Source organism: Pseudodesulfovibrio nedwellii, assembly GCF_027923765.1.
Taxonomy (GTDB): domain Bacteria; phylum Desulfobacterota; class Desulfovibrionia; order Desulfovibrionales; family Desulfovibrionaceae; genus Pseudodesulfovibrio; species Pseudodesulfovibrio nedwellii.
The window spans coordinates 1,315,555-1,336,554 of the sequence record NZ_AP026709.1; the positions used below are offsets into that span (position 1 = coordinate 1,315,555).

At 49.9% G+C, this 21,000-nt stretch carries 17 protein-coding genes; 7 read left to right on the forward strand and 10 right to left on the reverse strand.

The genetic code is table 11. The features are described from left to right. The first annotated feature begins 145 nt into the window (after positions 1 to 145). Both SYK_RS06330 and SYK_RS06335 read left to right on the forward strand, forming a co-directional pair. On the forward strand, positions 146 to 3,982 hold the full coding sequence (locus SYK_RS06330) for a class I adenylate cyclase domain-containing protein (protein ID WP_281762748.1): 3,837 nt from the start codon (positions 146 to 148) through the stop codon (positions 3,980 to 3,982). A 193-nt stretch (positions 3,983 to 4,175) separates the two neighbouring features. Then, positions 4,176 to 5,876, forward strand: coding sequence for a Na+/H+ antiporter NhaC family protein (locus SYK_RS06335; RefSeq protein ID WP_281762749.1), 1,701 nt, complete (start codon positions 4,176 to 4,178; stop codon positions 5,874 to 5,876). A gap of 84 nt (positions 5,877 to 5,960) precedes the next feature. On the opposite strand, the gene SYK_RS06340 is transcribed toward SYK_RS06335, so the two are convergent. From SYK_RS06340 to SYK_RS06365, 6 genes are all read right to left on the reverse strand, one after another. Next, positions 5,961 to 6,440, reverse strand: coding sequence for a GNAT family N-acetyltransferase (locus SYK_RS06340; protein ID WP_281762750.1), 480 nt, complete (start codon positions 6,438 to 6,440; stop codon positions 5,961 to 5,963). Between the two features lie 4 nt (positions 6,441 to 6,444). Then, entirely contained in the window at positions 6,445 to 7,284 is an 840-nt protein-coding gene (locus tag SYK_RS06345; protein WP_281762751.1) for a DNA polymerase III subunit delta', read from the reverse strand. A gap of 15 nt (positions 7,285 to 7,299) precedes the next feature. Further along, positions 7,300 to 8,565, reverse strand: a complete 1,266-nt coding sequence (locus SYK_RS06350) for an adenylosuccinate synthase (protein ID WP_281762752.1) — start codon at positions 8,563 to 8,565, stop codon at positions 7,300 to 7,302. 109 nt (positions 8,566 to 8,674) lie between these two features. Beyond that, a complete protein-coding gene (locus tag SYK_RS06355; RefSeq protein WP_281762753.1) occupies positions 8,675 to 9,067 on the reverse strand; it encodes a hypothetical protein in 393 nt (130 codons plus the stop codon). Next, positions 9,060 to 9,272 (reverse strand): hypothetical protein, encoded by a 213-nt coding sequence (locus tag SYK_RS06360; protein ID WP_281762754.1) that lies wholly within the window; start codon positions 9,270 to 9,272, stop codon positions 9,060 to 9,062. The genes SYK_RS06355 and SYK_RS06360 overlap by 8 nt, the downstream gene beginning before the upstream one ends. A 6-nt stretch (positions 9,273 to 9,278) precedes the next feature. Continuing rightward, positions 9,279 to 10,952 (reverse strand): methyl-accepting chemotaxis protein, encoded by a 1,674-nt coding sequence (locus SYK_RS06365; RefSeq protein WP_281762755.1) that lies wholly within the window; start codon positions 10,950 to 10,952, stop codon positions 9,279 to 9,281. Positions 10,953 to 11,184: 232 nt separating this feature from the next. Between SYK_RS06365 and SYK_RS06370 the strand changes: the two genes are divergently transcribed. Then, positions 11,185 to 12,459: an IMP cyclohydrolase gene (locus SYK_RS06370; RefSeq protein ID WP_281762756.1), complete on the forward strand. Its 1,275-nt coding sequence runs from the start codon at positions 11,185 to 11,187 to the stop codon at positions 12,457 to 12,459. A gap of 78 nt (positions 12,460 to 12,537) precedes the next feature. On the opposite strand, the gene SYK_RS06375 is transcribed toward SYK_RS06370, so the two are convergent. Next, positions 12,538 to 12,813, reverse strand: a complete 276-nt coding sequence (locus SYK_RS06375; RefSeq protein WP_281762757.1) for a SemiSWEET family sugar transporter — start codon at positions 12,811 to 12,813, stop codon at positions 12,538 to 12,540. Between the two features lie 90 nt (positions 12,814 to 12,903). Here SYK_RS06375 and SYK_RS06380 point away from each other — a divergent pair, with 90 nt between their 5' ends. From SYK_RS06380 to SYK_RS06390, 3 genes are all read left to right on the forward strand, one after another. Further along, entirely contained in the window at positions 12,904 to 14,958 is a 2,055-nt protein-coding gene (locus tag SYK_RS06380; RefSeq protein ID WP_281762758.1) for a ribonuclease catalytic domain-containing protein, read from the forward strand. Positions 14,959 to 15,027: 69 nt separating this feature from the next. After that, positions 15,028 to 15,618, forward strand: coding sequence for a glycerol-3-phosphate 1-O-acyltransferase PlsY (plsY, locus tag SYK_RS06385; RefSeq protein ID WP_281762759.1), 591 nt, complete (start codon positions 15,028 to 15,030; stop codon positions 15,616 to 15,618). A 2-nt stretch (positions 15,619 to 15,620) separates the two neighbouring features. After that, positions 15,621 to 16,556: a cation diffusion facilitator family transporter gene (locus tag SYK_RS06390; RefSeq protein WP_281762760.1), complete on the forward strand. Its 936-nt coding sequence runs from the start codon at positions 15,621 to 15,623 to the stop codon at positions 16,554 to 16,556. On the opposite strand, the gene hflX is transcribed toward SYK_RS06390, so the two are convergent. The 3 genes from hflX to SYK_RS06405 all read right to left on the reverse strand — a co-directional run bounded on the left by hflX (position 16,553) and on the right by SYK_RS06405 (position 20,155). Continuing rightward, positions 16,553 to 18,160, reverse strand: coding sequence for a GTPase HflX (gene hflX, locus SYK_RS06395; protein ID WP_488663691.1), 1,608 nt, complete (start codon positions 18,158 to 18,160; stop codon positions 16,553 to 16,555). The two genes, SYK_RS06390 and hflX, sit on opposite strands and share 4 nt — an antisense overlap. A gap of 434 nt (positions 18,161 to 18,594) precedes the next feature. Continuing rightward, positions 18,595 to 19,191 (reverse strand): IMP cyclohydrolase, encoded by a 597-nt coding sequence (locus SYK_RS06400; RefSeq protein ID WP_281762761.1) that lies wholly within the window; start codon positions 19,189 to 19,191, stop codon positions 18,595 to 18,597. A gap of 400 nt (positions 19,192 to 19,591) precedes the next feature. After that, the gene (locus SYK_RS06405; protein ID WP_281762762.1) at positions 19,592 to 20,155 is read right to left on the reverse strand and encodes a tetratricopeptide repeat protein; all 564 of its coding nucleotides are present in this window, start codon (positions 20,153 to 20,155) and stop codon (positions 19,592 to 19,594) included. Positions 20,156 to 20,588: 433 nt separating this feature from the next. Here SYK_RS06405 and flgB point away from each other — a divergent pair, with 433 nt between their 5' ends. After that, positions 20,589 to 20,999: a flagellar basal body rod protein FlgB gene (flgB, locus tag SYK_RS06410; RefSeq protein ID WP_281762763.1), complete on the forward strand. Its 411-nt coding sequence runs from the start codon at positions 20,589 to 20,591 to the stop codon at positions 20,997 to 20,999. Position 21,000 lies beyond the last annotated feature (1 nt).

Genomic DNA, 21,000 nt, shown 5'->3' on the forward strand with positions numbered 1-21,000 from the left:
CTTTTCCCTCTAGGCATGCCGAATGATTGAAAACACCGCACCCAGCAATTTCCTCAAAAAGAACAAACATAAACGATGAAAATTTTGACATCCCCGCCCAATCACTGCAATATTAGACGCTCATTATCAGGCGGTATGCCAAACAATGGACGACAAACAACACACTATACGAAACATAACCAACTCCATCCGGGAATTCGCAACAGATTCCATACTTTCGGACGGCCCTGGCATAGGAGAACTGACATCCGAATTCATCGGATGGTGCAAAGATGCGTCTCCTCCCCTTCGAAATGACGCCGCCTTTCGTGCAGAGATAGCCCTACTTCTCAACAGTATCGCTAAAAACTCCAAAGACATACAGACTGTTCAACACTGTTTACAGGCCATAATTCGCTCTGGCCGATTCGGGCGTATATTGTGTAGCCGTTTCATCCTTGCCAAAACGGTATCGTTGCACAAACTGGATGCTAAAATTTCTAACTGGCCCGTACGTGACAGGCTGGCTATTGCCCATGAAATGCTCAAAGAATATCCGGGGGACAATGACAAGGAAACCCTCACATGGCTAGAGAGTTTGCTCAAACCTCTTATGGCCACGGACCCTGTAGAACTTGCTCCCTTTGTGGCTGAACTCGGTGAAATGGGGGAAACTCTGGCCTTCCCTGTCAAACAGGCCGTAATGGGTGGGTTACTTGGACGATGGATCAACACCCGCTTGTCCAATGGAACAAACGATACTGAACTGCACCAGATATGCCTGATCCTCAAGGCTATTGATGACGCTTCGTATGCCGAAGCCTTGGCCAAATCGGTGGAACTCAAGCACATCAAACCCAACGTGGAAGTTCTTCGCACCATCGCCACCATTGGAGAAGCCGGAAACAAGACCATCCTGACCATGCTTTTCAAGACCTTGTCAGACGCCTCAAACGGTCTGGCCGGAGCCTGTCTCGACACCATCATAGCGCAAGACTACCCAGGAGTCGGCAAGTTGCTCGCCTCGGTTCGCACTAAAATACCCGGTCTGAAAAAAGGAGCAATTTCACGCGCTCCACTTCTTGGCGACACAGGGTATGCCAATTACATTCAGGCCCTCCCCGAAGACCAACAAATAGACGCGCACTTGGAATCCCTCGGCGTATTGGAAGCCATTGCCCCGGATTTCATACGCAATGTCACCAAGCAATGTATGCCTCGTGGACAAAAGCTACGCGCCAAAAAGAATGGTAGCCAGCCAGTTGTAGCACCAAACCGCAAAAAGGAGACAGATGGGCCTCAGCAGGGGTTCTTTGCAAAGTTCTTCAAAAACAAACCAAAAACATTGGAATTCATACTTCCCAAATACCGGAACATCCGCGACATGACCCTTCCCAATTCGCATATTGAAGATGAAGATCTGGATGGACGCGAACTGACCGCACTGACCCTTGCCAATTCCATGTTTTCAAAGACCCGATTAACCCGCACCAGAATCGCAAACTCAACGCTAAACAACACTGTTTTTTTCCTGTGCCAATGTACGGCCACGACTTTTAACAACATCGACTTCACAGACTCTCAGTTCGCCAAAACAACTTTCAGCGGCTGCACGTTCACGAATTGCACTTTTTTTACCACAACCTTTGACGACTGCACTTTTTTGGAATGTCGATTCCGTGACTGCTCTTTTGGTAACGCTTCGTTCCAACAAATAAAAATGCGTATGACCGACTTTGGGACCGGCTCGCTAGCAGGAGCGACCATTCATGATTGCAGCATCCGCACGACCCGCTTCACAGCCATGGACCTGACTTTCAGCGAATTAGTGAGCAACGACGTACGAGGTGTAGAATTTATCAATTCGGTTCTGCACGCTGTCTATATACGGGACTGCACCCTCACCTCGATGGAAATGCCAAGAACCACGGTCACCCGCTCCATCATTAAAAATTCCGACGTGGCACACCCTCTATTTCTAGCTAACCGCATCCGCCAAATGACACTCTTTGCCAGAGAAGTAGAAAAAGGAGTCATCCCCAAAACACAGGAAACCGATCCGTTCTTGGCCCAAAAAACGCTGACCATATGGTCTCAGGAACTGAGCTTCATGCGCCGCGAACGACGCATGCTCGACAATAACCGCACACGAATTTCACGAGCTGTCACGACCATGGGGCGCACTCAACAGGAATTCGTCCGCATACTCCCCCTACTTTTGGATACGGACAATTTCGAACGAAAATTCAATTTCAGCGAGACTCCAATATGTCGAATCTGGGGATATTATCCCAGTCTGAGCACTCTTGAAATTGGACGACAACATCTGAACAGACTCCAGCTTCGCCCTACAACACCGGATGTTCGCATTCTCGCCCTCTACGCCATGGGTAGCACAGGCACTGTTGCACAAACGGCTCAATCCGACTTTGACTGCTGGGTATGTTATGACGGCGACCTCACCATCGCCATGGAAAATGGTCTCAAACGGAAGCTGGAAGCCATCGCTTTGTGGGCAGAAAGCGAATTCAATCTGGAAACACATTTCTATCCAATGCGCATGGACGATGTACGGGACAATCGTTTCCTCTCGGGCGACGAAGAAAGTTCCGGTTCAGCACAGGTCCTTCTTCTCAAAGAAGAATTTTATCGGACTGCACTCAAAATTGCAGGCAAAAGTCTCGCGTGGTGGATCACTCCGGCTGGAGCCAATCGAAAAACATATGCCGCATGTATCCGTGCGTCCCGACGCTATCCGGTCTGCGGAAAACCACGACTGGAAGACTTCGGGTATCTCGCACCAGTTCCGCCTGATGAATATTTCGGAGGCTCCCTCTGGCAAATGGTCAAAGCGGTGCACGCTCCCTTCAAATCCGTGTTGAAGCTGGGGCTGCTTGAGACATATGCCGCACCCGGCATTTCATCGCTCCCACTATGCGAACGGATCAAACGAGGTCTGGTCGGCAACAGGCGGGGCAAGCTGGACACCGACCCATATACAGCCTTGTTCACCACCCTGCACAACTATTACATCAAACGTAATGAAACCAACGCCGCAGCCCTGCTCAAGGAATCATTCCGGCTTAAAGCGAACCTAACAGATGTACCGTTCTTCATGAACCTACCCACCCGGCCAGAAGATGAAAGCCTTATCTCGGTACTCTTCGGTGTCGGCTATGTGGAACCGGACCGTATTGCCAGGGTCAACCGGTCATGGTCATTCAGCAAATCTCTCAAAATGGGTTCACGAGTCCGCCAATACATGGTGGACACCTACCAACGGATTCAGTCAGGACTTTCGACAGAAGGAGCGACCAAGGCACACATCAATTCAGAAGATCTGACTCGCATGGGCCGCCGAATCAGTGCCAATTTTTCACGAAAAACGCATAAAATTATGCGAGTTCCGTTCATGGATACCACTGAAACCGGATTCCCCATTCTGCATTTTTCCGCAGTCAAACATTCACACAAACCGCCCGTATGGGTTGTTCGTGGCGGCTCTGCGGTAGAAGCCAAGCAATCCGCAGAAGCTTTGCAACCATTACACCGAAATGTAGACCCCGTTCGCATGCTCGCATGGTTGCTTGCCAACCGCATCTATCATCCCAAAAGTCTACTCCAAGCCGACAGGTCAATTGCACCAATCGCCGTGGCCGACCTACAAAAACTCATGCCCGCCCTACACAATTTCTTCCCATTTGACGCGACATTTGAACGCGATATCAACGAGGGCCTCAACTCGGAACAGGTTACACGAGCTTTCTTCATTCTCAACCTGACCAGTCCGCACGATACAAGACGAGTTGATCAGGCAGCCGTCATATACGCCACCAACTGGGGTGAAATGTATTGTCGCACTTTCCTTCGTCCCGGCCAGATGTTCGAATCCAACCCATCACTATTTTTGGCCCAAAAACTTGATCAACCGATCACAGAAACACCCAAAATGTCCCTGTTCCTTCCCAAGGGAGCACAATGCAAACGGATATCTTTAACATAATCCATTCTTCTGGCTGAACACAGTCACCGTATCTCCCCATCATAGCTGAGCAATCCTCCTTATTAGGACTTTTTATCGACAATTCACAATATATTGTCTATTCAAATGCGCGCGTTGATGAACAATGTTTCGCCAACACGCATTATACCCGATTGTTTTTCTGTTTAACTGCTTTTCAAGGAAAGGATTTTCAATGAAGAAACTGCTGACTCTCACTTTAGCCTGCCTTTCGGTCGTCGCTTTCCTCGCCGACCCGGCAATGGCGGCTGATTCGTCCAAAGGCGCAGGCAACGCCGAAATTTTCGGTCTACTCACGCTGATCCCACCCGTAGTTGCCATCGTTCTCGCATTCATCACCAAAAACGTCGTACTCTCACTGTTCCTCGGCGTTTTCTCTGGCTGCTTCATGCTCGATCTCAGGGGTTGGGACATATACCACGCTCTGATTGATGCATTCCTGCGCTTCTCCGGCGAAATCCTCGGTTCTTTGGCCGATAGCTGGAACGCTGGTATCGTACTTCAGTGTCTGGCCATTGGCGGCCTCATCGCTCTGGTGTCCAAAATGGGTGGAGCAAAAGCCATTGCCGACGCACTGGTCAAACGGGCAAGAACCCCTCGCAGTTCCCAGTTCGTCACCTGGCTCATGGGCCTGTTCATCTTCTTTGATGATTATGCCAACTCCCTGACAGTCGGCCCAATCATGCGCCCGGTTACTGACCGCATGAAAGTTTCCCGCGAAAAACTGGCCTTCATCATCGACGCCACCGCCGCCCCCATTGCAGGTATCGCATTGATCTCCACTTGGGTTGCCTACGAAGTCGGCTTGATCCGCGACGGTTACCAGATGATTCCGATCGACGCCAATGCATACGGCGTTTTCGTCGAGACTATCCCTTTCCGTTTTTACAACATATTCATCTTGGTGTTCATCATCTTCACCATCTGGTTTATGCGTGAATTCGGCCCCATGCACAAAGCGGAAGTCCGCGCCCGCACAGAAGGCAAAGTCATCGCTGACGACGCCACTCCCATGGCTGCTGAAGAATCTTCAAGTCTCGAACCTGTACCCGGTGTGAAGCTTTCCATTTGGAATGCCATCATTCCCATCGGCACCCTGATCGTGACCGCCTTCCTCGGTTTTTACTTCAACGGATATGGCGCCATCGATGATCCAGCTCTTCTGAAATCCATCCAAACTTCTCCGCTGAGCTTCGCCTCCATGCGAGATTGCTTCGGTGCATCCGATGCCTCGGTCGTTTTATTCCAAGCCGCGCTCATCGCCAGCATGGTTGCTATCGGCATGGCTGTCGTGAAAAAGATTCTGCCCGTCAAAGAAGCCATCGAGACATGGGTCACCGGCGTCAAATCCATGAACATCACCGCCGTCATCCTGCTTCTCGCCTGGTCCCTGTCCGGCGTCATCAAGGAACTGGGCACCGCAACCTACCTAGTCAACGTGCTTTCTGATACGCTTCCGGCCTTCCTGTTGCCGTCCATCATCTTCATCCTCGGTTCCATCATATCGTTCGCGACCGGAACCTCTTACGGCACCATGGGTATCCTCATGCCGCTAGCCATTCCCTTGGCCTATGCGCTTCAGGCAGACCCGAACTACGTCATCCTGAACATTGGTTCAGTCTTGACCGGTGCCATCTTCGGTGACCACTGCTCCCCCATCTCAGACACCACTATCCTGTCCTCCATGGGTTCCGCATGTGACCACATCGACCACGTTAAGACGCAGCTCGCTTACGCCTGCACCGTGGCCCTCATCGCTATTGTCGCCGGATACATTCCGGCAGGACTCGGCATGCCAGTCTACATTACCCTGCCTGTCGGCATCGCCATCACTGGCCTCGCCGTCCGTTTCCTGGGCAAAAAAGTCCCGGCATAGCCTCTATCCACAGCACCAAAAAACAACCGCCCGACCAGTCACACTGGTCGGGCGGTTTTCTTTTAGTCACTCAAAAAGAATAAATCAGAAAGAATAACGGTAGTACTTCACATCCACACACATAACCGGAACTCTTTCCGGTAACTGCGCCTTGGTGATTTCCACAAACTCATTCTTCTCATAAAAACGATGGGCAGCGTGATAAACATCCACTGTGCCAAGATAAATTTCCCGGACACCCTTGTCTCTCGACCAATCGATCAAGATCTGCATTAAAGCGGCAGCAACACCATATTTCTTACCGCGATACTCCTTTTTGACAAACATCTTGCGCAAGGCGCACACGCCGTCGCCAGTGTCAAGGAGTGCAATGGTTCCTACCAATTCGTCGCCTTCGAACGCAAGCCAAAAGTTGCCCACTCCCTGCTGATAAAAATCAGAAATAGTTCGTAAGTCTGGCTGTTGATCAGCAGATGTCTGCACACCAAATTCATTAATCTGAATCGTCGTAATAAGGTCGACGATGGAATCTGTGTCGTGATCGCAAAAAGGTATTATTTGCATAGGATTAAATCATTCGCGTTGCGACCCAATCCAACACCATGGCCGGATTAACCGGCACCTGCGTATTCAAAGCTTCCTGAGCCTTGTCGAGCACTAGGCCGATACGCCGAAGGAACGTAAGGTCGTGAGAATTAGCAAGGGTTGATGAAAGCGGTGTCCCGCACGAACCAGACATGGCCTCACGAAGTTCTCGTTGCATACCAAGCACTATCTGCATGGCAAGATGCTTATCCACAGCTCCCTTGGTTGATGTCCGGGCAAACCAGCCGCGTCCTGTCTGCCAGAATGCAACCAACGCCTGCAACCATTCGGCAATCTCAGGCGTGTTTTGTCGTACATCGGGCCAAGCCAAAGTGACAACCCAGGATCGAGAGACCAATGTCTCCAACAACCGCTCACGTTGTGGAGCTGCAAGGACAAAGACGTTGCCGGGGCGAGGTTCTTCAAGGGATTTAAGCAATGCGTTGGCCGCCTCGGTCATGAACATCTGGGCCTCGGCAAAGATGGTCACACGGTAGCCGTCACCATTGGGCGGTTGCCCCCAGGTGGAACGCAATTGACGCACAGGATCAACTTTGATCAGTCCTTCCCGGCCATCAAAAAAAAGAAGGTCATTAAAGGCAAGATCCCCGATTTGCTTACAGGCCGGACAGTGTCCGCACGGAACAGAACCAGACGCACAGTTGAGTCGCATGGCCCAATACAAGGCGAGGGCGACGCGGGAATCCGCGTCGCCACCTTCAATAACGATTGATTGGGGAGGATCATGCGCAATGGCATTGAGGCGTTTCACCGCATGCTCGTGCCCTGCGAGGGCAGCCAGCGGATCACCGTTCAACATCATTGCCATCCTCCTGAACTAAAAGGTCTGAACCCGATCAGGACCAACAGAAACGATACCGACTTTCACACCGGAAATTTCCTCGATCCGTTTCAAATATGCCACAGCGCTGGCCGGAAGATCATCCCAACTCCGTGCGCCAGTAATGTCCTCGTCCCATCCAGGCATGGTCTCGTAGACCGGCGTGACATAGGCCATACCGTTCTGTTCCTGCGGCGGGTAGGCAATCTGCTCACCCTTATAATCGTAGGCAATACAGAGCTTGATCTCTTTCAGACCGGACAACACGTCGAGCTTGGTAATAGCCAACTCGGTGGGACCATTGAGCCGTGCGGATTCCTTGAGCACAACCAAATCAAGCCAGCCACAACGACGTTTACGACCTGTGGTTGCACCAAATTCATGACCCTGGGTCTGCAAATATGTACCGTCGGCATCAAACAGTTCCGTGGGGAACGGACCGGAACCAACACGAGTGGTATAGGCCTTAACGATAGCAATGATACGTTCCAGATCACGCGGCGAACAACCGGAACCGGATGCAGCATTGGCGGTCACTGTATTGGAAGAAGTCACGAACGGATAAGTGCCATGATCAATATCCAGATGAGTACCCTGAGCGCCTTCAAACAGGACATTACCCTGTGCTTCCTGAATAGCGGAAGAAACATCCCCCAGATACGGGATCAGTCGTTCGGCCACGGGCAGGACTTGATTGAAAACAGCCTCGGCATCCATGGGCTCTGCACCATACATATGCTTGAAAAGAATATTTTTTTCCTCAAGGGCCTTCACAATCTTGGCCTTGAGCAGTTCTGGATCAGCGAAATCTCCGGCACGCACACCGCAGCGATTCATTTTGTCCTCATAACAAGGACCGATACCGCGACCAGTCGTACCAATTTTACCATCATCAGACTTGGCAGCTTCGCGGGCTGCGTCCATCTGGCAGTGATATGGCAGAATGACATGGGTCTTTTTGCTGATCATCATGCGAGAGGCTGAAACATCCAGTCCCTTGGCATCAAGTTTATCCAGCTCTTCGCAAAAAACAAACGGATCCAACACCACACCATTACCGATGAGACATTTTTTACCGGGATGCAATACGCCGGAAGGGATCAAGTGCAAAATACACTGTTCTCCATCCACCACCAGGGTGTGACCGGCATTGTTACCGCCTTGAAAACGAACGATGGCATCTGACTTCTCGGCGAGCATGTCGACGATCTTGCCTTTACCCTCGTCCCCCCACTGGGAACCGAAAACCACTATATTGGACATGAATTGCTCCTTGAATAGCCGGATTCTCGAACCGGCGTAAATTGCGCGCACAAACGGTTATCTTCCGTAAGTATAAATACGTGCGTCTGTCAACTGACAGAAATAGCAATTACTTGGTATTTTTGGGGGTCAATGTCAGTAACTTGCCCCTTCTATCTTTCTTCTGTTCATCAGCAACAAGCTCTGGTCCCGTACTATTTGCACCGGATTCAGAGTCTGCGACACGCTTTTCCGGAGAAGTCAATGCAGCAAAATCTATTTCGTGAGGAGCAGCATCCGGCATACGGGACTGCGCCCAATTATAATTGAAAAGTTGATTTTTCAGGCGAGTAGACTGGATAAGATTGAAGACCACCACGGACTCCTCCCATCGCTTGGTGGGTTCGAAATGGCGGACCTTTTCCGCATATTTCTCCCACAGGCTCATAAGTGAAGCCTCGTCAAAAGCATTGATTTGACGCGCCAGCTTCAAGAGCGCTTTTTCCATGTAACTTTCAGACATCGATTATCCTTGATTTATACACACAGCAATAGCCGGGACATTCTCCATACCAAACATCCCGCCACCACGCCAAGGCAAAATCTCGCCAGTTTTCATAAAAAACAAGACCACCCATACGTTTCGTACGAGCGGTCTTGAACAACCAAGCCTCAACAGTCAGTTGCGGACCGTCAAAAGACGGTCCGCAAGGAGAGGTCTGACTCACAATATATTAAAACTTTTCAAAGCCATCATCATCGTCATCCATATTCATGCTCACTCCACCTCCTTGAGATGGTGCGGCTTGCGCGAGCGGCTTGGGTTGCACCGCCTGAATCCGGGGAGCTGGCTTCTGTGCAACTGATACGGAATTATTTTGGAAGGGTTCATAGCCGCCAAGCTTGAAGAACTGCATCGAATTTTGCAACTGCACCGCCTGAGCAGACAATTCTTCCGCAGTGGAAGCAAGCTCTTCTGAAGCAGCAGCATTTTGCTGAATGACCTTATCCATTTCATGGATTGCAGAGGTCACCTGAGTGCCTCCTTCATTCTGTTCATTGGTGGCGGCAGATATTTCCTGCACCAACTCTGCGGTCTTCTGAATATCCGGAACGATCTTCGACAGCAATTCACCGGCTTCTTCGGCCACCTGCACACTGGAAGATGACAACTCGCTGATCTCGGAAGCAGACGTTCCGCTCCGTTCGGCCAGCTTGCGGACTTCCGCAGCGACAACAGCAAACCCCTTGCCATGTTCACCCGCACGGGCGGCCTCGATGGCAGCATTAAGAGCCAACAGATTGGTCTGTCGAGCTATATCCTCAATGATGGATATCTTTTCCGCGATCTGCTTCATAGCATCCACGGTCTTGGCCACAGCCTGTCCGCCTTGTTCGGTATCGGACGCAGCCTGATTGGTCATGGAATTGGTAGTCTGGGCGTTGTCAGCATTTTGACCGATGGAAGATGTCATCTCTTCCATAGAAGCAGAGACTTCTTCAATGGAAGAGGCCTGCTCAGTCGCACCTTGTGATAACTGAACCGAAGACGAAGCCAATTCCTGACTACCTGCTGTGACCTGCTCAGTCGCGGATCGGACATCAGTGACCACACGACGCAATTCACGCAACATATTCGCCATGGCTGAAGCCAACTGCCCGACTTCATCCTTACTACGGGCAGTGATATCAGCACTCAAATCTCCATGCGCCATACGATTTGAAGCCTCGACAGCTTCATTCAACGGGACCGTCATGCTCCGAATGACAAACATAACAACAAGAATAAGAATACCCATGGCGATAACCGTTGGAATAAGGATCTGCCAACGCAAGGACGCAACCTGAGCTTCTACGTCGTCAACATAGATTCCGCTCCCTACAATCCAACCCCAAGGCTTGAACAATTTAACATAAGAAACCTTGGGTACAGGCTTAGTAGCTCCTTTCTTGGGCCAAGAATAATGCACAAAACCTTCGCCGTCCTTACGACTGACTTCAACAAATTCCCGAAAAAGATAAATACCGTCCTGATCTTTGACATCACCCACATTCTTACCGACAAGCGATGCATTGGATCCATGAGCCACGACAACGGGCTTCATATCGTTAATCCAAAAATATTCATTTCCATGATATCTTGATTTTGTAATCTCTGCGATAGCGGCTTTCTGAGCCTCTTCCTTGGTCAATGCACCGGAAGCAGCCTGATCAGCCCAATATTCGACGGAACTATACGCCACATCAACAACACTTTTTGTTGCGATCTGCTTCTCTGCCATGAGAGAATCACCGACAACAGGAAGAAAATATCCAACCAGACCAAGGACAACCAAAGCAATAGCCCCCAAGAAAATGCTGAGAATCTTGCTTCGCATGCTCCAGTCGCGGAATCGCAGTATAGTCATATCCCCCTCCAAGGTTGGAATTTCGCTGATAAATCAATGGGTAAAGATCATACACCCTGCTACTTATCAATTTTCTCTAACTGGACAATACACTGTTTCAAACGCTATAAGTAGGAATATAATACATTGGGGGGTTATATATTTCCACCTGGCCCATATGGGGATTATTGCCCGTCGGAACAAGCTGTGATATGACCGCCACCTCACATGAGCACAACAGGGAGTTGATGAAATGAGCGATTTGAAAAAAATGTACCATACCTTGCAGCAAGACCCATTTCCAGCTGACATGAAACTGACTCTGGGTGACCAGGAATTGGTTTTCAAAAAACGCACTTGGGAAATTGAAGGCGAAACCAAAGGGTTGCGGTACGGCGAGAACCCGGATCAACCGGCAGCATTGTACGAATTGACCAAAGGTCAACTTGAAGTAGGCGGCGTAAAATTCATCGGCCAAGGGCAGGGACTGGTGTCCGCATTGACCGAAGAACACATGCTTCAGGCAGGCAAACACCCCGGCAAAACAAATTTGACCGACGTGGACAACGCCCTAAATATTTTGCAGTACCTGTCCGCCAAACCAGCCGCGCTCATTCTCAAACACAACAATCCCTGTGGCGCAGCATGGACCAACGAAGGCGTATCCGTTGCCTTGAAACGGGCCTTTGAAGCGGACCGCATAGCAGCCTTCGGTGGAGCTGTAATCGTCAACCGCAAGCTTGACCTTGCCACTGCCGAACTTATCAACTCCGTCTATTTTGAAGTAGTGGCTGCCCCTGAATTCGACGATGATGCCTTGGTTGAACTCAAAAAGAAAAAAAATCTTCGCATCTTGCAAATCCCCGGCATCACCAAATTGGAAAGTCTGGTCCAAAGTCCATTTCTGGACATCAAATCCCTGTCGGACGGCGGCATGGTTGTTCAATTCTCCTTCCGTAACGCCATTCTCAAAACGGAAGATTTCATTCCGGCCACTGCGGAAAAAAACGGCAATCAGTTCGTAGCTCGTGCTCCGAGCAAACAGGAAGCGGATGATCTGCTTTTTGCCTGGGCTGTTGAAGCCGGTGTGACATCCAACTCAGTCCTGTTTGTACGCGACGGTGTGACCACAGCCATCGGAACCGGTGAGCAAGACCGCGTCGGCTGTGTCCTTCTGGCTGTAACCAAGGCGTACATCAAGTACTCCGACCTGTTGTCATCCAAAGAACTCGGCATGTCGCTGTTCGAATTGAAACTGGCGGCCATCAAAGACCCAGAGATGAAAGCAAAACTTGATGATATCGAGAAACGCACCGAAGAAGCCCGTGGCGGACTGCCCGGCTCTGTAGTGGTGTCAGACGGATTCTTCCCCTTCCGTGACGGCGTGGACCTGTGCATGAATCAAGGCGTAACAGCCATTGCCCAGCCCGGAGGCTCCATCCGTGACAACGAAGTGATTACTGCCGTCAACGAAGCCAGCCCGCAGGTGGCCATGGTCTTCACAGGACAGCGTTCCTTCAAACACTAATTAGCACTCTGTATTGAATAGACAAGGCTTCGTCGGACAAGGAGTTCGACGAAGCTTTTTTCACGACAAGGAGTCGACCTATTGTCGTCCTCGATTACGATACAGAACTTTCATGACAAGGATGGAGGATGTCAAAATCAGGCTGACTCCATTGGTAAGAACCAGTGCCACTGACTGCATGCTAATACCATAATAAAGCCACAGCAAAATGCCAAAACAAAGTAGCAGATACATGCGCAGTGAAATATCATCCACGGACTTGGTTCGCCATGTTCGAACGACCTGCGGTAAAAATGAAAACGTGGTACAAAAACCAGCGATCAGGCCTATTATTTCTATGGGTGTTATATTCATGCACCATCATTACTCGCACACTCTTACACTGACAACCATTTCATGATATCCAAGCCGTTACATTGACGAAAAAACTCATCAGATAGATATATGGTAAAAAAAACGACCTTCAGCCCAACAGTTCGCCCCGGTACAGTGGTAGAATTCATGCACGGAGACCAGCCACAATTAGCTTGGGTGCTGGAAGAAGCATCCAGCAAACTCCGCCTGCTCACCATCAACAAACGGGAAATGAAACTCCCGGCAGCACGCCTTTTGCCATGGTATGGACCAACCCTGTCTGCGGAACTCTCCCGACAGGATATCCAGAATACACTCAATGAACACCAGGCAGCCCGCGGAGAAATCCTGGCAGGCCTCGATGTTATGGAACTCTGGGACCTTGCTCAGGGAGAAATGGAATCCGCCCCACTGTCATGGTTTGCCGATCTGCTCTGGGAAGACGCAACTCCCGATCAATTGGCTGCATTGGGTTGTGCCATGCTTCAAGCCAAAACGCATTTCAAGTTCCGGCCCCCGAATTTCGAAATATGGTCTGCGGAAAAGGTTGCATTGAAAATGCAACAAAAAGCCGAGGAAAAGGCTCGCGAAGCCGTCACTTCCGCCGGTCAAACTCTCCTTCAGACGCTCTGGGCGGCATATAGTCAGGGCCGCACGCCCAAGCTCCCGGCCATGAACCCGGAACTCTCTGCCAGCCTCGAACAAATACTCAAGCACAAGGTCGGCGACTCTCTCGACGAAACCGAACGCAAAGTATGGACTGCCATAAGCAAGGGATTGCCCGACCAACAGCACCTTGCTCTTCTCCTTGCTCAAACATGGGGAGTCTTACCACGCCACCACAACTATCATCTTGACGAAGCCGATTTTGCATGGGGCGACAGCTGGTCTGAATCATACACCAATGAAATCAATGAAATAGAAAAACGCTTTTCCAATCAGGCCGCAACTGCTGAAATTGACGATTTCATTTCCATAGATGGCATAACCACCCGCGACATCGACGATGCATTCCGTATAGAAAAAACCGACACAGGATACACCCTGTCCATCGCTTTGGCCCGTCCTGATGAGCACTGGGAATTCGGTTCCCCGCTGGACAAGGCAGTGTTATACCGTGCGACCAGTCTGTACCTGCCCGAAGGCACCAGTCACATGATGCCCGAACAATTCGGCACAGGCCTCTACAGCCTGATTCAAGGCGAAACACGCCCTGCCATGATTACAGATTTTTCCCTGAACAACGAAGGAAAACTACTCTCAGTCACGCCGCGTACCGCCTGGATCACGGTAAAAGCCAACATTACCTATGAGAGTGCTGACACAGCCATTGCAAACGGCACTGATGAATCACTTGTTCTTGCGCACCAATTGGCAGAAAAACTTATTGAACGTCGTATAGCCTCCGGCGCATGTGTCATCCGCAAACCGGAACCTATAGTCACTGTATCGGGTGAAGGCGCACAATCTTCTGTCGAAATAACCCTCAAAGAACCAAGCCCGCGTTCAGAATTGGTTATCAGTGAATTCATGGTTCTGGCTAACTCCGGCCTTGCCCTGTGGGCCAAAGAGAATAACGTACCGCTTCTGCATCGCACGCAGGACATCGCCCTGCCGCAAGAATCCGCAGGCATCTTTACCGAACCAGCCGCTATCCTGCGCGCCGTAAAATTACTTTTGCCTCCAACGCTGGAAACCAATCCCAAACGCCATGCGGCCCTTGGCGTCCCGGCATATGCCCCCATAACCTCACCCCTGCGCCGCTATACGGACTTTATCAACATATCTCAGGTGTGTACCTATCTAACAAATGGTACCCCTCGACTGGATAAGGAAGCGTTGAAGCATCTCATCATTCACTTAAGAATGCGCATCCAAGCGGTGAGTGCTGTTCAGCGATTCCGGCCCCGGTACTGGAAACTCGTATACCTCGCCAAACAACGAAAACAGTTCCAATCCGCCGTACTCGTGGAAGAAGCCGGCCCTATGGCGACACTGGCCATGCCCCATTTGCAGGTCAACGTACGTGCCCCGAAAAAGATGCTCGGAGACAAACTCTATCCGGGCCAACAATTCCAAATCAATTTCTCACGCATCGACCCATTGACCAACGAAATCAGACTGGGCGAAGCACTTGAGGAATAGACACTCTTTTCATCTGTCGGCAAAATAGATACAGTCACCGCATACAGTGAAATTTCAGGAGAACTTTTTATGGCTTTAATCATAGGCTCTTTAATCGCATATATCCTCGGTTCCATTCCCTTCGGACTGGTCATTGGAAAAACTTTATGCAACATCGACCCGCGTGAAGATGGCAGCAAAAACACCGGCGCGACCAACGTGGCCCGTTTGTGCGGCACGAAATACGGAATCATAACTCTGATTCTGGATGTTCTCAAAGGAATGCTCCCGGTGTTGTTCGCCGCCACCTGGATTGAATCACATCTGGCCCTAAGCATCGTGGCACTGGCCGCCATTCTCGGTCATGTTTATTCTTGCTTCATGAATTTCAAAGGCGGCAAAGCTGTTGCCACAACTGTGGGTGCTTTTTTCGCACTGGCCCCATGGGCAACGGTCTTTTCTGCAGCCATGTGCCTCGCCATGGTAGCACTGACCGGCCACGTTTCCATGGGTTCCCTGACTTTTGCCCTGGCCCTACCTGTATTCATGATTCTGACTGGCAACTTTGGCTACGTTCCCGTTGCCCTAATTGTCATGGTCATCTTGTTCTGGAGACACAAAGAAAATATCCGCAGACTGGCACACGGTGAAGAAAACCCTTGGATTAAGCCTAAGGAATAAACATGTTCTCCGACTCCCCCAAGCGGTACGCCATTTATTCCATCGGGGCGTCAATCTTGACCTTGGCTCTCAAATTCGGAGCCTGGGCCATGACGGATTCCGTGGGGCTGCTTTCGGATGCAACAGAATCTCTCGTTAATCTTACTGCGGGCGTCCTCGCGCTCACGGCCATCACCATCGCTATGCGTCCGGCGGATGACGAACACGCTTACGGACATGGCAAAGCCGAATATTTTTCCAGCGGTATCGAAGGTATTCTCATCATCATAGCCGCATTTGCCATCGGTTATGCTGCCATCAGCCGTTTCCTTTCCCCACAACCATTGACGAATCTAGGCCCCGGCCTGATTCTCGCTCTGCTCTCATCCGTGGTCAATTATGTGGTTGCCAAAGTCATGCTCAAAGCAGCTCACCGTTTCGATTCCATCACTCTGGAAGCGGACGCACGGCATTTGTTGACTGATGTCTGGACATCAATTGGCTTGGTGGCAGGACTGGCTATCATTATAGTCATGCCGGAATGGAAACTTCTCGACCCGATCATAGCGACTCTTATGGCGATTAACATCGTTTTCACAGGTGTCAGCCTACTCAAACGGTCTGTCGGCGGCCTTATGGACGATGCTCTGCCCAAAAAAGAACTACAGATCATAGCAAATGCCATCCGCAGTTACACAAACAGCGATGCAAGCTTTCACGGATTACGCACCCGCAAGTCAGGCTCAAGGCGCTTCATCGACTTCCACCTGCTTGTACCGGGTGATATGTCGGTCAAAGCGTCCCACGACCTTTGCGGTCTCATTGAAGAATTGATCCAATCGCAGCTATCTCGCGCCGAAGTCACCATTCATGTGGAACCTCTGGAATGCGAGTCATCCTACGATGGTTGGAAAATAGGCGGCACGTGCGCCAAAAAAGTAAAGCCCCTCGAGGACTAGAAACCCTTTTTTTCCCAAGGGATACCACGTAAGACAGCGTCCACGACAGGTTCCAAACTCGCTCGCTTCACAGCGACGGCTGGTATCCCATCCGGGTAGACATTGTGCATGGCTTCATGTCCTTCTGCATCCAGCTTATCCCATTTATTAAGTACAAGAATAGACGGAATATCATCCAATTCCATGTCTCGCAAAATGGAACGCACTGCCTCGACCTGCTCTTCCACTTCGGGATGGGATGCATCACACACCAACACCAGCAGATCAGCTGATTCCAACTCTTCCAATGTGGCCCGAAAAGCCTCTTTCAAATCTGGCGGCAATCGACGAATAAATCCAACAGTATCCGTCAGCACGACCTCGCGCTCCTGCGGGAACCGAATTCGACGACTGGTAGGATCGAGTGTGGCGAAAAGCTTATCCTCAGCAATAACCTTGGATTGAGTCAGGGTATTGAGCAATGTAGATTTGCCTGCGTTGGTATAGCCAACCAGCGACACAATGGGCAACCCTGCCTTGGCACGGCGTTCACGAGTCTGGGTACGCCGTTTACGAACGTCTTTCAGTTCTTTTTTCAAACGGGTCAACCGGTCATTGGCACGACGACGGTCGATTTCCAACTTTGTTTCACCGGGACCACGACCGCCGATACCACCCATGAGTCGAGACATGGCCCGATTCTTTCCGACCAATCGCGGCAAGGTATACTTGAGCTGCGCCATTTCCACCTGTAACTTACCGGACCGGCTGGTGGCATGTTGGGCAAAAATATCGAGAATAAGCTGTGTACGATCAAGAATTTTTCGTTCAGTCACCTTGGCAAGGTTACGTATTTGGGTGGGTGACAACTCCTGATCAAAGATAATGACCGAGGCATTAGCCTGAAGTGCATGGACCTCCAATTCAGTCAATTTACCCTTTCCCATAATAAATTTGGGATTATGCTTGCGCACTCGCTGAATCATGGTTCCGGCAGCGACAAGCCCTGCGGTATCAGCCAGCTCAGCAAGTTCTTCCAAAGAAAGTTCCTGCACAGGACGAGGAGTCTTGTCTACACTGACAAGCAGCACCCGATTCTCATCGGATTCTGTCCCTTGTCCAGCCAACTGTCGGCTAAACTCATCTTCCAGAGCCTCAACAATGCTCCCCAAATCAAGATCGAATCGATCCCAACGCCGAGGCTCAAAAATCTCGTAACTCTTTTCCTCAGGATTGGGAGGTAATAAATGCGCGGCCTGAACGACTTCAGGAAAACCATCACTGACATTCAGAGCAACCACAGAATCGAGTCGTAAGAACACCATATCCATCAGGTCTTCCTGCGACAAAGATTCATTTGAAAGATGTGTATGGAGCAGGCGTAAACCACGGAGTCGTCCTGTGGACAATCGTCTACGCGGTAATTCCGGAATGTAAATGGAACGATTGTCACCCACCAACACCATGCCGACCTTGCCTTGACGGTCAATGAGCAGTCCCAATTGACGGCCAATGTCTGCACTCAATTCCGCCAACTCGCGGGCCTGTTCATTCGTATAGCAATCGTCAGTGGGAAATTGACGTTGATACAACCGGGAAAGACGTTTTATCTGATTGGGTTTCAACCCTTGCAGGTTGCCCTCGGGTTTCTTTGCGATACCCCTACTCCTTTATGGTAGATGCCTTCAGCGTCCCAGCCGGGGCCGCTTTCCAGCGGGGACCAAAGGGCGAACCCCTTTGGAATCCTGTAACCGATCTGAACACAAGAATCGACCCAAACCGCTATGCTCTGTTGGGCCGATTCTTGTGTTCAGATCGGAGTTTATAATATTATCAATGGAAACTCGACAAGTTTCGCTCTCGCCGAAAAACACGAAAAATCATAAAAATTACCGCAAATCAAATCCCGTTTTTCCCTAACCTCATTAGGCTTAGAAAAATGGGACAGATTTGTAGGCGGAAGGTCTCGCGGTTCCCACGGTCGTATCTTACCGAAAAGGACAGTCACAGACCTTCCAATGACGAAGAAAGCCCGCTAAAGCCGCCTCCGAAAATGAAGCTATGCTTCGTTCTCGCTAAGATATTTGGTAATCATGGCGTCGTATTCACTAACAAGTTTAAAAGTCAGAGCAGCCATTTCTTTACGGAATTTCAAAGAGATACCACCATTCTCCTCGATTTCCTTCTGAACAACCGGATAATACTTTGGATCAGGGACTACGCAAATTGAATGAAAATTCTTGGCAGTGGCACGCAACATGGTAGGACCACCGATATCAATCTGCTCGACAGCGGCCTTGAGATCCAATCCCTTGGCAACGGCATCAGCGAAGTTGTAAAGATTGACGCAAATAAGATCAAAAGGCTCAATACCGAAATCACGCAAAGTCTCCATATGCCCTTCGTCATCCTTGTCAGCTAGAATACCGCCATGGATATTCGGATGCAAAGTCTTGACACGACCACCGAGAATTTCCGGAAAATCGGTCACATCAGACACTGACGTGACAGGCAATCCTGCTTCTTGCAGCATTTTTTTGGTACCACCAGTAGATACCAACTCACAGTCTTTGTCAGTCAGGAATTTTCCGAACTCGGCAAGACCGGACTTATCGGTTACGGACAATATAGCTCGTTTGACGGGCAACAATTTCATCACAGACCTCTCTTCTTGTTTCGAGAGGCTCTGCCAGATTCACGCCATAAACGCAAGTAAATGAGTCCGTGATGAAACGATAAAAGGGCCACAGAGAGCCAAAAAACACACCTCACACAACGTCAAGACTGTCGTCTCCCGACAGGATAGGATGCTATATTTCTGAAAAAATATGGATGTATGACTATAAAACAATAAGACATGAGCGGAAGCGTACGAGTGCAAGGCGCAAAAAAAGAATGAGACCGACGCGTAGTCCACTACGCGAGGATTCAGGCTTTTTAAAACAACGCAACAGTCGTGCGCTTATGCACAGCCTTCCTCAGAGGCTGGCTCCCCGCTCCACCAACCATGTGACACGGTGGCGGAACGGGAAACCAACGGGGAGGGGAGACCGTAGTTAGGACTGGAACTGTTCGAGCATTTCCTTGGCGGCTTCGTGATTCGGGTCTGCTTCAAGAATAATCTCAAGCTGAGCCCGTGCCGCATCTTTCTGATCGAGGCAGACAAAGCTTCCCGCCAGGGAATACCGCACTTCGTGCTTGCCCGGGTCAATCTCAAGGTAAGCTTCGAGATGTGGAATTATCTCTTCCAAACGTTCCAACTCATGGCCGAGCCTGATCAAACTGAACAGGGCCACCATATTTTCGGGATTCAGGGTTATGGCTTCGGTAAACAGGGAGTATGCTTCCTCTGTTTCACCATTTTCCAGCCGAATAAGCCCTATCCCAGAAAGACTTTTGTCAGAAGGCTCAATAGTGTGAGCTTTCTCATACATGCGCATGGCGTCTTCCAGTTGACCGCGCTGAACAGCAACGGTTGCCAGGCCGAGATAAGGATCGGGATGAATGCCATTAGAGCTTACAGCTTTCTTGTAATACTCTTCAGCTTTGTCGAGCTCACCCATAAACAGGTAGCATTCACCGAGTTCTTTGTTGATTTCGTAATCCAGATGACCACTCATAATGTCCCCTCCATTTCTCCCTTACCCGGAGGCCGGGTTGAAAAGATCTCCACGGTCACAGTTGACCGCACTGAATCTAGCAATGGCTGTGCCAAAGTCATGTGTTTCCCGATAGAGTCACAACGACATATATCTCTAACATATTGATAAATATTATTTTATGGTAAAACCAGCAATTCAACCCCATAGACCGTAAACGGCTTCACTCCTCTGAAAAGGGAATATTCTGCCCCTGTATTCATTATAAAAATGACGCCGTGCCTTCTTCCAATCAGCTTCTAAAAACATCAAGGAAACCGGAATAAACTTAATATTCTTTTATTTCAAGATGTTATTTGTTTGGAACGGGAGTTGCTTAACCTCTTGCGGACCTGACGGAAAAACAAGCTTGTCAGGAAACCGAACATCGCAGCGAATGCAGGAGGATCAAGGCATGAGAGAGCTTTTCGGACGACACATTCAATTGACAGGCAAGGTCATGGACCTGCACCTGCAACGTCAAAATCTCGTCACTGGCAACATCGCCAACTTGAATACACCGGGGTACAAAGCCCGTTCCATTGAATTTGAGGACAAGCTGCAAAAAGCGCTCAATCAGGATGGAATAGGAAAAATGACCCGTACCTCCAAGGCTCACCTTCCTTCCACATTCAACCCTGACGGATTTTCAGGTGATGGCTTGAAAAGTTTCAAGGCCCGGGAAATATACGGTCAGGACTCGGTGGACCTGGATAAAGAAATGGCAACAAACGCCAAAAACACCATGATGTACAACGCTCTTGCCATGGTCATTAAAAAGAATTTTTCAGGCATGGGCAAAGTCATAATGGATGGAGCGAAGTAAT

Excerpts from the sequence above, each read along its gene's own strand:
- SYK_RS06400 (WP_281762761.1), bottom strand. The coding sequence starts at position 19,191 with ATGAAATTGTTGCCCGTCAAACGAGCTATATTGTCCGTAACCGATAAG.
- SYK_RS06375 (WP_281762757.1), bottom strand. The coding sequence starts at position 12,813 with ATGAATATAACACCCATAGAAATAATAGGCCTGATCGCTGGTTTTTGT.
- SYK_RS06390 (WP_281762760.1), top strand. The coding sequence starts at position 15,621 with ATGTTCTCCGACTCCCCCAAGCGGTACGCCATTTATTCCATCGGGGCG.
- plsY (WP_281762759.1), top strand. The coding sequence starts at position 15,028 with ATGGCTTTAATCATAGGCTCTTTAATCGCATATATCCTCGGTTCCATT.
- SYK_RS06345 (WP_281762751.1), bottom strand. The coding sequence starts at position 7,284 with ATGATGTTGAACGGTGATCCGCTGGCTGCCCTCGCAGGGCACGAGCAT.
- SYK_RS06405 (WP_281762762.1), bottom strand. The coding sequence starts at position 20,155 with ATGAGTGGTCATCTGGATTACGAAATCAACAAAGAACTCGGTGAATGC.
- flgB (WP_281762763.1), top strand. The coding sequence starts at position 20,589 with ATGAGAGAGCTTTTCGGACGACACATTCAATTGACAGGCAAGGTCATG.
- SYK_RS06335 (WP_281762749.1), top strand. The coding sequence starts at position 4,176 with ATGAAGAAACTGCTGACTCTCACTTTAGCCTGCCTTTCGGTCGTCGCT.
- SYK_RS06355 (WP_281762753.1), bottom strand. The coding sequence starts at position 9,067 with ATGTCTGAAAGTTACATGGAAAAAGCGCTCTTGAAGCTGGCGCGTCAA.
- SYK_RS06365 (WP_281762755.1), bottom strand. The coding sequence starts at position 10,952 with ATGACTATACTGCGATTCCGCGACTGGAGCATGCGAAGCAAGATTCTC.
- SYK_RS06330 (WP_281762748.1), top strand. The coding sequence starts at position 146 with ATGGACGACAAACAACACACTATACGAAACATAACCAACTCCATCCGG.
- SYK_RS06350 (WP_281762752.1), bottom strand. The coding sequence starts at position 8,565 with ATGTCCAATATAGTGGTTTTCGGTTCCCAGTGGGGGGACGAGGGTAAA.
- SYK_RS06380 (WP_281762758.1), top strand. The coding sequence starts at position 12,904 with ATGGTAAAAAAAACGACCTTCAGCCCAACAGTTCGCCCCGGTACAGTG.
- SYK_RS06340 (WP_281762750.1), bottom strand. The coding sequence starts at position 6,440 with ATGCAAATAATACCTTTTTGCGATCACGACACAGATTCCATCGTCGAC.
- SYK_RS06370 (WP_281762756.1), top strand. The coding sequence starts at position 11,185 with ATGAGCGATTTGAAAAAAATGTACCATACCTTGCAGCAAGACCCATTT.